Origin of the sequence: Nocardiopsis akebiae (genome assembly GCF_018316795.1) — a bacterium.
Taxonomy (GTDB): domain Bacteria; phylum Actinomycetota; class Actinomycetes; order Streptosporangiales; family Streptosporangiaceae; genus Nocardiopsis; species Nocardiopsis dassonvillei.
Window position 1 is genome coordinate 4942885 of sequence record NZ_CP074132.1, and the last position, 13023, is coordinate 4955907.

10 protein-coding genes are annotated in these 13023 nt (G+C 73.5%); 3 read left to right on the top strand and 7 right to left on the bottom strand.

Translation table 11 applies throughout. The features are described 5' to 3' along the window. From mraY to KGD83_RS21165, 3 genes are all read right to left on the bottom strand, one after another. Window positions 1–1074, bottom strand: a complete 1074-nt coding sequence (mraY, locus tag KGD83_RS21155; protein ID WP_212640824.1) for a phospho-N-acetylmuramoyl-pentapeptide-transferase — start codon at window positions 1072–1074, stop codon at window positions 1–3. Continuing rightward, window positions 1071–2519 carry a UDP-N-acetylmuramoyl-tripeptide--D-alanyl-D-alanine ligase gene (locus tag KGD83_RS21160; protein WP_212640825.1) on the bottom strand — a complete coding sequence of 483 codons (1449 nt, stop codon included), beginning with the start codon at window positions 2517–2519 and terminating at the stop codon, window positions 1071–1073. The genes mraY and KGD83_RS21160 overlap by 4 nt, the downstream gene beginning before the upstream one ends. A gap of 380 nt (window positions 2520–2899) precedes the next feature. Continuing rightward, window positions 2900–4567, bottom strand: a complete 1668-nt coding sequence (locus tag KGD83_RS21165; protein ID WP_212640826.1) for a UDP-N-acetylmuramoyl-L-alanyl-D-glutamate--2,6-diaminopimelate ligase — start codon at window positions 4565–4567, stop codon at window positions 2900–2902. 306 nt (window positions 4568–4873) lie between these two features. Between KGD83_RS21165 and mmuM the strand changes: the two genes are divergently transcribed. After that, the gene (gene mmuM, locus KGD83_RS21170) at window positions 4874–5785 is read left to right on the top strand and encodes a homocysteine S-methyltransferase (RefSeq protein ID WP_212640827.1); all 912 of its coding nucleotides are present in this window, start codon (window positions 4874–4876) and stop codon (window positions 5783–5785) included. Window positions 5786–5985: 200 nt separating this feature from the next. On the opposite strand, the gene KGD83_RS21175 is transcribed toward mmuM, so the two are convergent. From KGD83_RS21175 to mraZ, 4 genes are all read right to left on the bottom strand, one after another. Beyond that, the gene (locus tag KGD83_RS21175) at window positions 5986–7959 is read right to left on the bottom strand and encodes a peptidoglycan D,D-transpeptidase FtsI family protein (protein WP_449411141.1); all 1974 of its coding nucleotides are present in this window, start codon (window positions 7957–7959) and stop codon (window positions 5986–5988) included. Continuing rightward, window positions 7952–8401 carry a hypothetical protein gene (locus KGD83_RS21180; protein WP_212640828.1) on the bottom strand — a complete coding sequence of 150 codons (450 nt, stop codon included), beginning with the start codon at window positions 8399–8401 and terminating at the stop codon, window positions 7952–7954. The genes KGD83_RS21175 and KGD83_RS21180 overlap by 8 nt, the downstream gene beginning before the upstream one ends. Before the next feature lie 10 nt (window positions 8402–8411). Next, window positions 8412–9485, bottom strand: coding sequence for a 16S rRNA (cytosine(1402)-N(4))-methyltransferase RsmH (rsmH, locus tag KGD83_RS21185; RefSeq protein WP_212644535.1), 1074 nt, complete (start codon window positions 9483–9485; stop codon window positions 8412–8414). Window positions 9486–9761: 276 nt separating this feature from the next. Further along, window positions 9762–10193, bottom strand: coding sequence for a division/cell wall cluster transcriptional repressor MraZ (mraZ, locus tag KGD83_RS21190; RefSeq protein ID WP_212640829.1), 432 nt, complete (start codon window positions 10191–10193; stop codon window positions 9762–9764). A gap of 533 nt (window positions 10194–10726) precedes the next feature. Between mraZ and KGD83_RS21195 the strand changes: the two genes are divergently transcribed. Together KGD83_RS21195 and KGD83_RS21200 are read left to right on the top strand one after the other, a co-directional pair. Continuing rightward, window positions 10727–11719, top strand: a complete 993-nt coding sequence (locus KGD83_RS21195; RefSeq protein ID WP_212640830.1) for an AAA family ATPase — start codon at window positions 10727–10729, stop codon at window positions 11717–11719. Window positions 11720–11778: 59 nt separating this feature from the next. Further along, the gene (locus KGD83_RS21200) at window positions 11779–13020 is read left to right on the top strand and encodes a DUF58 domain-containing protein (protein WP_212640831.1); all 1242 of its coding nucleotides are present in this window, start codon (window positions 11779–11781) and stop codon (window positions 13018–13020) included. The last annotated feature ends 3 nt before the right edge of the window (window positions 13021–13023 follow it).

The following is a 13023-nucleotide window of genomic DNA, read 5'->3' on the forward strand; positions in this document are numbered from 1 at the left end:
CTACCTCGGCATCCATTCCAGGTAGAAGAGCCCGATGGCGATCGCCACGAACAGGCCCTGGATGATCCAGAAGCGGATCACGATGGTGGGTTCGGCCCAGCCCTTGAGTTCGAAGTGGTGCTGGAGGGGCGCCATGCGCAGCACGCGTTTGCCGGTGAGGCGGAACGAGGTGATCTGGACCATCACCGACAGGGTGATGATGACGAACAGGCCGCCGATGAGCAGCAGCAGGAGCTGCGTGCGGGTGGTGATGGCCAGGCCCACGATCAGACCGCCCAGGGCGAGGGAGCCGGTGTCGCCCATGAAGATCTTGGCGGGCGGGGCGTTGAACCACAGGAAGGCGATGCAGGAGCCGAGCACGGAGGCGGCCACCACGGCCAGGTCCAGGGGGTCGCGGACCGTGTAGCAGCTGTCCGAGAGGTAGGACACGCAGGATTGGCGCAGTTGCCAGTTGCCGATGATGACGTAGGCGACCAGGGAGAGGATCGTCGCGCCGGTGGCCAGGCCGTCGAGGCCGTCGGTCAGGTTCACCGCGTTGGAGAAGCCGACGATGAGGAAGAGGGCCCACAGGACGAACAGGCCGATCATCAGCGGGGGGCCGAAGTCGCGGAGGAAGGAGATGCTGGGGGCGGCGGGGGTGTAGCCGTAGCCGTTGGGGAAGAGGGTGACGCCGTAGGCGAAGCCCACGCCGACGATGGCCTGGCCGACCATCTTCGCGCCGCTGCGCAGGCCCAGGCTGCGGCGTTTGTAGATCTTGATGAAGTCGTCGAGGAAGCCGACGCAGCCCATCCCGACGAAGAGGAACATCACCAGCAGGCCCGACGCGGTGGGCCCGCTGGCGCTGGGCTGCACGATCAGGAGCACCACGTGGGAGCCGAAGTAGCCCACGACGGCGCCGAGGATGATGACGATGCCGCCCATGGTGGGCGTGCCCTGCTTGGTCTTGTGGCCCTCGGGTCCGTCGTTGCGGACCTCCTGGCCGAACTTGAACCGGTACAGGAGCTTGATCAGCGGGGGCATGAGCCCCATGGAGACGACGAGCGCGAGGGCCGCCGCCAGAGTGATGCCGATCACCGGGCGTCACCCTCCGTGATGAGGTCGATAACCCTTTCGAGCCCTGCCACGCGTGATCCCTTCACAATGACGACGTCTCCTGTGCGCATCCGCGCGCGCACGGCCGCGGCGGCTTCGTGAACGTCCGCCACGCGGACGCACTCGCCCTGCCACAGTCCCTGCCTCGCGGCGCCCTCGGCGCCGACTGCGATGCCCTCGGCCGCCCCGCCGACCACGACCAGGTGGGCCACGCCCGTGCGGGCGGCGAGCTCACCGATCCTCTCGTGCTCGACCCCGCCGTCCTCGCCGAGCTCGGCCATGTGGGCCAGGACGGCGATGGAGCGGCGGTCCCGGGCGAGGGCGCCCAGGGTGGTCAGCGCCGCCCGCATGGACTCGGGGTTGGCGTTGTAGGCGTCGTTGACGAGGGTGGCGCCGGCGTGCTCGGTGACCTCCATGCGCCACCGGCTGACCGGCGTCGCGGCGCCGAGCGCCTCGGCGACCTCGTCCACGCCCATGCCCAGTTCGTCGGCGACCGCCGCGGCGGCCAGCGCGTTGTGGACCTGGTGGGCGCCGACGAGGGCCAGTTCCACCCGGGCGGTGCGCCCGGCCAGGTGGAGGGTGAAGGAGGGTGCGCCCGTCTCGCGCAGGACCACGTCCGTGGCGCGCACGGTGGCGTCCTCCCCCAGTCCGTAGGTGACCACGCGCGCACGGGTGCGCGCGGCCATGGCGTTCACGCGCGGGTCGTCGGCGTTGAGGACGGCGACGCCTCCCGCGCCCCTGGCCTCGGCTCCCGGGGGGAGCGCCTCGACCAGCTCGCCCTTGGCCTTGGCGATGGCGTCGCGGTCGCCGAACTCCCCCATGTGGGCGCTGCCGACGTTGAGGACCACGCCGATCCGGGGCGGGGCCACGCCGCACAGGTGGGCGATGTGCCCGATACCGCGGGCGGCGGCCTCCAGGACCAGGTAGCGGGTGCCGGTGTCGGCGCGCAGCACGGTGAGGGGGTGGCCGATCTCGTTGTTGAACGAACCCGCCGGGGCGACGGTCGGGCCCATGCGGGCCACGACCTGCGCGATGAGGTCCTTGGTCGTGGTCTTGCCGGAGGATCCGGTGACCGCGACGACCTCGGCGCGCTCCGCTCCGCGGCGGGGATCGCTGAGTTCTCGCGCCACGTGCCGGGCCAGCCGCGTCAGGGCCGCGACGACTCCCTCGTCGCCGCCCCGCGCCAGCAGGTGGGGGGCGTCGACGGGCCGGGAGACCAGGGCCGCCGCCGCTCCGTCCGCGACCGCGGAGGCGGCGAAGTCGTGTCCGTCCACGCGTTCGCCGCCCAGGGCGACGAAGAGCGCGCCGGGCGCTGCCTGCCGCGAATCGATGACGACGGGGCCGTCGACGACGGCTTCGGGGCGCGCTGATCCGCCGATGGCGGTTTGGGTGATCTCAGCGATCCGATCGAGCGTGAGCGCGATCAAATCCACTCCTCATGTCAGGCCCGGTCCACGACGCCACAGGGGCGGCTGGCCACCCGGCCGGAGTCTCAGGTCAGGGGATGGCACCGCGGATGCCGCGCGTTGCCGCGCCGGGCCTCACCACGGTGTCGGCATGGGCCGCGTCGTGGTCGCCACCGGGGGCGTCACGTGTCGGGCTGCGATTGCCGGACCTACCTTAGAACATCTTCGGGCGTCCGGAATCCCGCCGGGCCCCCACTGGCGGCAATATGCGCCACTTCGTGACCCTCGGCCCGCACCTGCCCGGAAGCTCTCGCGGGCCCTCCGGCGCGGACGCGCGGGGGGCGCGGGCGGTGCCCGCGCCCCCTCCTCCAGACGGTTCGCACTCCGGGAGTGTCGGGGTGTCAGCCCTGGTCAGGCACCCGGTGGATGTCCTGGAGGGCGACGCCAAGCCGCTCCCGGGCGCTCATGCCGAGGTGGTCCTCGATGGCCGCGCGCAGCACCTCGCGGTCGTCGAAGGGCAGCACCTCGCCCTTGACGTACTGGCCGGTCTCGTGCCCCTTCCCGGCGACAACCACCACATCGCCCGGTCGGGCGCGCTCGACGGCCAGGCGGATGGCCTCGGCCCGGTCGAACTCCACCGTGACCCGGGCGCGGTGCTCCTCGGGGACCTTGGCGACCCCTTCGAGCATCGACGCGGCGATGCTCACGGGGTCCTCGGTGCGCGGGTTGTCGTTGGTGATGACCAGTTGGTCGGCCAGGCGCGCGGCGGCCTCGCCCATAAGCGGGCGTTTGGCGCGGTCGCGGTCGCCCCCGCAGCCGACCACCATGGTCAGCCCGCCCTCGGTGGTGGCGCGCAGGGAGGTCAGGACCGCCTCGATGGCGCCGGGCTTGTGCGAGTAGTCCACGAGCGCCGTGAAGTCCTGGAAGGCGTGGGGCACGGCGTTGGCCACGACCGGCTCCATGCGCCCGGGCACGCCCGGGGCGGCGGCCACACCGGCGATAGCGGTCTCCAGCGGCAGCCCGGCCTCGACCAGCCCGACGATGGCGGCCATCGCGTTGGAGACGTTGAAGGGACCGGGCAGGGCGACGGAGGCGTTGGCCTCCATGCCGCCGGGGCCCACGATGCGAAAGGCGCTCCCCATGGCGCCCAGACGCACGTCCACGGCCCGCCAGTCGGCCTCCATGGCGGTGGCGGGGTCGGCGTCGCTGTAGCCGTCCACGGCGAAGGTGGTGACGGGGACGCGCCCGTCGGCCTCCACCATGTCCACGAGCGCGCGGCCGAAGCGGTCGTCGGCGTTGACCACCGCGATGTCGCAGTACTCGGGGGTGAACAGGCGGGCCTTGGCGTCGAAGTAGTCGCGCAGGTCGGAGTGGAAGTCCAGGTGGTCCTGGGACAGGTTGGTGAAGACCGCGACGTCGTAGCGGGTGCCGCCGACCCGGCTCAGGGCCAGGGCGTGGCTGGAGACCTCCATGGCGGCGGCGGAGACGCCGCGTTCGCGCATGAGGGCGAACAGGCCGTGCAGGTCGGTGGCCTCGGGTGTGGTGAGCGAGGAGACGACGCGCTCGTCGCCCACACGCATCTCCACGGTGCCGACGAGGCCGGTGCGCATTCCGGCGTGGCGCAGCCCCGACTCGACCAGGTACGTGACGGTGGTCTTGCCGCTGGTGCCGGTGGTGCCGATCAGCAGCAGGTCCTGCGCCGGGTCCTTGAAGACCCACGAGGCCGCCGTGCCCAGCGCGGCGCGCACGTCGGGGACCACGATGACGGGCAGCCCGGTGACGGCGGCCCGCTCGGCCCCGTCCCCGTCGGTGAGGACGGCGGCGGCGCCCGCCTGGGCCGCCTGCTCGGCGAAGTCGGCGCCGTGCGCGCGGGTTCCTGGCAGGGCGGCGTACAGGTCTCCGGGCCCCACCTTGCGGGAGTCGTGGGTGATGCCGCGGACGTGCACCTCCCTGTCCGGCACCTCGGGGGGTCGGTCCGCGCCCAGGTCCGGGCGCAGGAGGGAGGCGTCCGGCCCGAGCAGCGCTGCGAGGGCGGACAGTGGACGAAGTGGCGTGTGTTCAGGTCGCATTACCGGTGGCACGTGTGGAGGTTAACCGCTGTCGACGACCGGCCGGTAATTTCCACGCTGCGTTCGCCGAGGTTTCCCGAACCGGGCGTTTCGCCCAGGTTACGCGGGTTCGCCGTACGCGTCGATGACCGTCCGGTGTCCCTTCCTGACGGGGGGTCGTCCTCCTCTGGCGGGCCCGCGAACCCGCGGCCGGGGGCGGGAGCGGCCGTGCCACGACGGGTCGGCCGGACGGCGCGGCGGGCAGGTAGCCCCGTCCGGGTCTAGGCTGGAGGCGTCCTCGAATCCGCCCGAACGCGGAGGTGGCGCATGACCGGAACCCTCCCGTCGCGGCGCCCGCTGGTACTCGACGGCGGGCTGGCGACACGTCTGGAGGCCTACGGACGCGACCTGCGCGGCGGGCTCTGGTCGGCGCGGCTGCTGGCCGAGGAGCCCGACCTCGTCCGCCGGGTGCACCGGGACTACTTCGAGGCGGGCGCGGACGTGGCCGTCGCCGCCGGATACCAGGCGAGCGTTCCGGCGCTGACCGCACGGGGCGCCACCGAGTCCGAGGCCCTGGCCCTGATCGCCCGTTCGGTGGAGCTGGCGCGGGCCGAGCGCGACGCGTTCGGCTCCGGCCTGGTGGCCGCCGGGGTGGGCCCCTACGGCGCGGCCCGGGCGGACGGCTCGGAGTACACCGGCGACTACGACCTGGACGAGGAGGGCCTGTACGCCTGGCACCGGGAACGCTGGCGGGTGCTCGCCGACGCAGGGGCGGACCTGCTCGCCTGCGAGACGGTGCCCTCGGCGGCCGAGGCCCGGGCGCTGGCCCGGCTGCTCGCCCAGACCCCCGGCGCCCGCGCGTGGATCAGCTTCTCCTGCCGCGACGGCGAACGCCTCAGCGACGGCACGCCCCTGCGCGAGGCGGCCGCCGGACTCGCCCCGCTGCACGCCGACGGGCGGCTGGTGGCGGTGGGCGTCAACTGCACCGCGCCCCGGCACGTCCCCGCGCTGGTGCGCGCGGTCGCCGCGTGCGGTCTGCCGGCGGTGGCCTACCCCAATTCGGGGGAGGAGTGGGACGCGGCGCGGGGACGGTGGACCGGCACGGCCGACCCCGAGGAGTTCGGCCGCGCCGCCGTGGGCTGGTACGAGGCCGGAGCGGTGCTCGTGGGCGGGTGCTGCCGCACCGGCCCCGAGCACGTGCGCTCCGTGCGCGCCCACCTGGACCGCGCCGCGGTCTGACGCGTGCGCCCCGGGTGTGCCCGCCCGGGGTCTGTTTCTTGGACCGGCCCCAGCTCGTGGGGGACGGCTCGGGCTCCCACGGGGTTCTGGAGGGGCCGGAGACGGGTTCCCGTGAGGGGAACCGCGCCGTAGGCGTCGGTTGAGGGTGGCGGCGGGCGAGGGGTGGGACGAAGGGGAGCGGATGTCCAGAAAAACACCGCCTAACCGGCGTCCTGGTCCTCCGACAGCCGGATGGCGGGCGGCTCGCTCCCCGACGGCGGAACCCTCAGCGTCTTGAGCGCGAAGGACATGACGTCGTTGAACACCGGCCCCGCGGCCTCGCCGCCGTAGTAGTCCTGCTGCGGGTCGTGCAGCACCACCTGGACCACGACCTGGGGGTCGTCGGCGGGCGCGAACCCGGAGAAGGTGGACGTGTACCCGCCGCCGTCGTAGTCGCCCGTCTCGGGGTCGAGCCGGTTGGCGGTACCGGTCTTGCCCGCGACCCGGTACCCGTCGATGCGGGCCTGGGGCGCGGTGCCCTCGTCGCTGGTCACCGCCTCCAGCATCAGCGCGAGCTGGTCGGCGGTCTCCTCGCTGAACACGCGCCGCCGGTCGGGCTCCTCCGAGGGGGTGAACTCCCCCTGGGCGTTCACCGTCCCGGCGACCACGCGGGGCTCCACCCTCACCCCGCCGTTGGCGACGGTGGCGTACACGGACGCCATCTGCGCCGCGGTCACCGACAGGCCGTGGCCGATGGAGACCGACGGCAGCTGGGTGCCCCACCAGTCCTCCGGGTCCTTGAGGACGCCCGCCTGCTCACCGGGCAGCTGGAGCCCGGTCGGCTGGCCGAGCCCGAAGTCCTCCAGGTAGGAGTGCAGGACGCCCCGCCCCACCTGGTCGGCGATCTTGATGGTGCCCACGTTGCTGGACTGGGCCATGATGCCGTTGGTGGTCAGGCGCAGGGTCTCGTGGGGGCTGGAGTCCTTGAACGTCACGTCCAGGTACCGCATGCTGTCGGGCACGGTGTAGACCGTCTCCGGGGTGGTGATGCCCTCCTCCAGCGCGGCGCCGATGGTGACGACCTTGTTGGTGCTGCCCGGCTCGAAGATCGTGGCCACCGCGCCGTTGGACCACTGTTCGGGGGAGCTGGAGGAGATGTCGCTCTGGGAGTAGGTCGGGTAGTCGGCCATGGCGAGGATCTCACCGGTGCCGACCCTCTCCACGATGACGCTGCCGCCCTGCGCGTCCAGCTCCTCCACTCGCTCGGCGAGGGTCTGGGCGGCGTACCACTGGATGTCCTGGTTCAGGGTCAGGCGCACGTCCTGGCCCGGCTCGGGTTCGCTGACCAGGCCGCCCGCCATGGGGATCTGGGTGCCGTCGGCGCCCACCTCGACGCGGCGCTTGCCCGCCTCACCGGCCAGGGTGTCGTTGAGGTAGCCCTCCAGCCCCTCCAGGCCGTGGCCCTCGGACCCGACGAAGCCGATGAGGTCGGCGGCGCCGGTCTCCTCGGGGTAGACGCGCTCGTAGGAGATCTGCGAGCCCAGACCGGACAGGTTGAGGTCGGCCAGCTCCTCCCACTCCGCGGGCAGGACCCCGCGGGCGACCACCTCGTAGCGGCTGGGCGCGGCGTCCACCTTCTGGGCGACCTCTTCCTCCTCCAGGCCGAAGCGGGTGACGAGCTCCTCGACGAGCTGGTCGCGATCCTCCTCGGAGACCGTCTCGGGGTCGACGAAGACGGTGCGCACCTCCAGCGACAGCGCGAAGGGGTTGCCGTCGGCGTCGGTGATCTGGCCGCGCAGGGTGGGGATGTCGATGGTCTGGAGGCGCGTGTTGGAGGCCGCCTCGGCGTAGTGCTCGGCCTCCACGACCTGGATCTGCACCAGGCGTCCGGCGAAGAGCAGCAGGACGGCCATGATCAGGGCGCCGCCGATCTTGATGCGGCCCGGCGGCTCGCCCCTGCGGAAGGTACGGCGCAGCAGGGGCGGGAGCGGGGGCGGGGAGCCGCCGCGGCGGGTGCGCTCGCCGCCGCGCGCCTCCGCGCCGGAGGCCCCGAGGTGCGCGCCGGGGGTCGGGCGCCGCCGTCGGGGCGGCGCGGCTCGCGCTGGGGCCTCCTTTTGGGCCGGGACCCCGATCGGTTGGCCGCTCCGGGCCTGCGGGGGTTCCGGGGACGCCGGTCTCTGGGAGTGCTCACTCACCGCTCCCGGTGGCGCCGCTGATCTCACCGGTCTCGGGGTCGAGGAAGAGCGGGGGCTCCCCGCCCTGCTCCATGCCCATGGCCTCGGCCTCGTCGGAGATGCGCTCGGAGCTCTCCAGGTCGGCGACCGTGCTGCGCCGCTGCTGCTCCTCGTAGGAGAGCTCCCGGTTCTCCTCCTTGAGGTTGGCGATCGCGAAGGCCTCCTCGGCCACGACGCTGCGCAGGACGAGCAGGCTGACGAGCGTGGCCCCCAGCAGGAACAGGATGAGCAGGACGAAGGGGATGCGCGGCGCCCTGCCCTGCGCACCGCCCCCGGACCGGGCGCGCTTGGCCGGTGCGGCCGCGGGCTTGGGCGCGGGCTTGGGCCGCGCGGGGGCGGTCTTCCCGGCCGGGGCCTTGCCGCCGCGTACGGGCGTGCGGCGCGTGTCCGTCCTCGTGCTCATCTGGGTCTCCCTACTGCCGCGGCGGTCGCACGCGTTCGGCCGCCCGGAGGCGGGCCGACTGCGCGCGTGGGTTGCGTTCGTTCTCTTCGTCCGTGGGGAGTTCGGCCCCCCGGGTGAGCAGCCGGAGTTCGGGCTGCCGTTCGGGAAGGGGGACCGGCAGGTCGGCGGGCGTGGTGTCGGTGGCCAGCGCGGCCAGGGCCTTCTTGGTCATCCGGTCCTCCAGCGAGTGGTAGGACAGCACGGCCACGCGGCCGCCGACCGCCAGGCGCTCGATCGCGGCGGGCAGGGCGCGTTCCAGGATGGACAGCTCGGCGTTGACCTCGATGCGCAGGCCCTGGAAGGCGCGCTTGGCGGGGTGGCCGCCGGTGCGGCGGGTGGCCGCCGGGATGGCCTCGCGCACCAGTTCGGCCAGCGCGCGGGTGGACTCGATGGGCGCCTGGGCGCGCTGCCGCTCGATGGCCCTGGCCACACGGGAGGCGAAGCGCTCCTCGCCGTAGGTGCGCAGCACGCGGGTGAGCTCGGCTACCGGGTAGGTGTTGACGACCTCGGCGGCGGTCAGCGACTGGTCGCGGTCCATGCGCATGTCCAGCGGCGCGTCGTGGGCGTAGGCGAAGCCGCGGTCGGTCTCGTCCAGCTGCGGCGAGGAGACGCCGAGGTCGAGCAGGACGGCGTCGGCCTCGGCGGCGCCAGCCTCGTCCAGGGCGCGGGGGATGTCGGAGTAGACCGCGTGCACGAAGCGGGTGCGGTCGGCGTAGGGCGCCAGGCGTGCGGCGCTGCGCTCCAGGGCGGTGGTGTCGCGGTCCACGCCTACCAGGCGCATGCCGGGGCAGGCGCGCAGGAGCGCCTCGGAGTGTCCGCCGAGGCCCAGGGTTCCGTCGACCAGGACGGCGCCTGGCCGTTCCAGGGCCGGAGCGAGCAGTTCCACGATCCGGTCGAGCATGACGGGCACGTGCAGGGGGTCGGCTCCGGAGCGGGCCGCGTCGAGGCGCGCCCGCTCCCCGGTGGTGTGCTCCCCGTCGGCGGGCACGCCGCCCGCGCCCGGGCGGGCGCCCCCGGTCCCGCCGTCCTGCCCGATGTCCCCCATGTGCTGCTGTTCCTCCACGCTGTCGCCGTCTCCCCCCGAGTCGCCGTGGTAGCGCCGCGGTCGGTGCGCTCCACGGTGTCCTTGGCACGGCCCGGCGGGTTCCGGCGGGCCTCCGGACACGGCCGCTATTGTCCACCTTCCGGTGGCTTCGCGCTCACGACCTGGCACCGGGGAAGTCGCGCCAGCTCGTGGAGACCGCGCCCGGAGGCCGTTGCCGGACTCCGGCTTGCGAGGGTGTGGACTGCGCTGGTCGGCCCGGCGGTGTTTCCGCCGGGGTCACAGCACCCCGGGCAGCACCTCCTCCGACAGTTGCGCGAAGGCGGGTTCCTGCTCGGCCTCGTAGTCCGACCACGCCCGGGAGTCCCAGATCTCCAGGCGGGTGTTGGCGCCGATCACGACGCACTCCCGGTCCAGGCCCGCGTAGTCGCGGAGCTTGGCCGGGATGGTGACCCTGCCCTGTTTGTCGCAGTTCTCGTCCGAGGCGCTGGCGAAGAGGACCCGGCTGTAGTCGCGCACCGCCTTGGCGGTGACCGGGGTGGTGGCGAGCACGTCGGTGATGCGCCGGAACTCCTCCGTCGGGAAGACGTAGAGGCAGCGCTCCTGGCCCTTGGTGATCACCAGACCCCCCGACAGCTCGTCGCGGTACTTCGCGGGGAGGAAGAGCCGCCCCTTCTGGTCGAGCCGGGGCGTGTGGGTGCCGAGGAACACACTTCCACCTCCCTCACCCTCGAAGTGGAGAATTCACCCTCTCCACGTTGCCCCACCTTACTCCACTCCTCCCCACCGTCAACAGATCTTTCCGGCTTTTGCGACCTCCGGAAGACGCGAAAACGCAGGCCACAGCGTTGGACGCGGTGGTGGGGGAAGGTGGAGGGCGCGGGGTGTGTCGCGGAGGGGCGGCCCCTCGGAGCCGCGGCGACCTGCGGCGAAGGCGCGCGTGCACGCGCGCGTGCACGCAGGGACGGGGCGGGTGCACGGCGGGGCGGTCCGGCGTGTCGGACCGGCGCAGCGGGGTCCGGACCGGTCGGAGCCGGGGTCCTCCCCCGCTCCGCGCCCTCCCTCCCCGCACCGGCGCCACCACCGAGGAAACAGGAGGGCGGTTGGAGCCCTTTGACCTCTTTGACCATCCCTGGAACCAATCGGCCGCTGATTCCGGCACTTTGGTTTGCAATCGGTTCGAATGGGCTTAGCCTCGGTTCCGAACAGCGACACGCGGAGCCACAGGGAGCGGGAGGGGTCTGGTGTCACTCGGTACACACCACGGCGGTCGCGGGGGCGACGTCCAGGGGGACGTCGGTGAGATCGTCGCCGTGGCCGACCGCGTCCGCGCCGCGATCGAGACGGTCATCGAGGGCAAGCCGGAGGTGCTGCGCCTGGCGCTGACGGTCCTGCTCGCCGAGGGCCACCTGCTCATCGAGGACGTCCCCGGCGTCGGCAAGACCATGCTGGCCAGGGCCCTGGGCCGGGCTGTGGACTGCTCCGTGCAGCGCGTGCAGTTCACGCCGGACCTGCTGCCCAGCGACATCACCGGCGTCAGCGTCTACCACCAGGACCGGCGGGAGTTCGAGTTCAATCCCGGCCCGGTGTTCGCCAACATCGTGGTGGGCGACGAGATCAACCGCGCCTCGCCCAAGACCCAGGCCGCCCTGCTGGAGTGCATGGCCGAGCGCCAGGTGAGCGTGGACGGCAAGACCCGCGCCCTGGAGCGGCCGTTCATGGTGGTGGCCACCCAGAACCCGGACGACATGGAGGGCACCTACGCCCTCCCCGAGGCCCAGCGCGACCGGTTCATGGCCCGCGTCTCGGTCGGCTACCCCGCTCCCCAGGCAGAACTCGACATGATCGACTCGCACAGCTCCAACTCTCCGCTGGACGACCTGGCGCCGGTCACCAGCGCCGCCCAGGTCCGCGAGCTGGCCGACCGGGTGCGCACGGTGCACGTGGCCCCGGGCATGCGCCGCTACGTCGTGGACCTGGTCAACGCGACCCGCACCAGCCCCGAACTGCGCCTGGGCGCCTCACCGCGGGCCACCCTGCACCTGGTGCAGGCCGCCCGCGCCTACGCCGCCCTGGACGGACGCCACTACGTCGTTCCGGACGACGTGCAGGCCCTGGCCGTGCCGGTGCTCGCGCACCGGCTGCTGCCCGGCCCCGAGGCGCAGATGGAGCGCCTGACCCCCGAGCAGATCGTGGCCAAGCTGGTCGCGCGCCTGCCCGTGCCCGGACCGCAGTAGACCCGGCGCCCGCGGCCCTCCGCCCCGCCCCGTACGCACCCGCCCCCGAGAGAGGGTCCATGCGCCCGCACCGAACCCTCACCGCACGAGGCGTCTGCATGCTCATCCTCGGCCTGACCGCCCTGGTGGCCGGCCTGGTCGTGGGACAGCGCGAGGTCGTGGGCCTGGGCGTGCTGCTCACCGTGCTCCCGCCGCTGTCGGCGCTGACCGTCCTGGGAGCCGCCTCCCGCGTCGTGCACAGCCGCACCCTGTCCCCCGTGCGCATCCCGGCCGGACACAACGCCCGGGTGGAACTGCGGGTGGGCAACTCCTCGCGGACCTGGCCGGTGGCCGCGCTGTCGGTACGGGACACACTGCCCGTGCCGCTGGGCGGCGAACCCCGCTACACGGTGGGTTACCTGCGCCCGCGCGCCGTGCGCGACGTCGCCTACCTGGTCCGCCCGGCCCTACGCGGGGACTACCCGGTGGGCCCGCTGTGGGTCGGCGTGACCGACCCGCTGGGGTGCGTGCGGGTCAGCCGCGACGTGGGCGGACCCTCGCGCCTGCTCGTCACCCCCGTGACCGTCCCGCTGACCGCGCTGGGCGCCGCGGACGGCTCCAAGAGCGAGGACTCGCCGCGGCGTTCGATGAGCGGCGCCGGGGAGCAGGACCCCGTCCCCCGCGAGTACCGGTACGGCGACGACCTGCGCAAGGTGCACTGGCGGTCCACCGCCAAGCACGGTGAGCTCATGGTGCGCCGGGACGAGCAGCACTCGCGGGAGAGCAGCGCGGTCCTGCTGGACACGCGCCGCGGGGCGCACGGGCACCCGGGTCCCGCCGGGTCCCTGGAGACCGCCGTGAGCGCCGCCGCCTCGGTGGCGGTGCACCTGATCGACGGCGGCCACGAACTGCGCCTGCACACCGAGCGGGGCCGGGTCGGGACCACGAGCGCGTCGGGCGTGCTGGACGGCCTGGCCGTCGCCGAGCCCTCCGACACCCCCGGGCTGCTCGGCGGGATCGGCGTGCTGGCCGAATCCCGCGGGACGACCGGCCTGGTCGTGGCGGTGCTGGGCGCGGTGGACTCCGAGGAGGCCGCCGCCCTGGCCCGCACGGGCGGCCGCGGCACGCGCGTCGCCGTGCTGTGCGCGCACGCCGCCTGGCCCGGCCCCGACACGCTGCGCGGGGTCCACGACGTGCTGACCGGGGCCGGATGGCGCGTCCTCGTCCTGGGCTCCACCGCCGAACTGCCCGACCTGTGGCGCCGCGCCTGCGCGCCCGCTCCCGCCGCCGGGCCGCACACCCCTCGGAAGGTTGCGCGTTGAGAG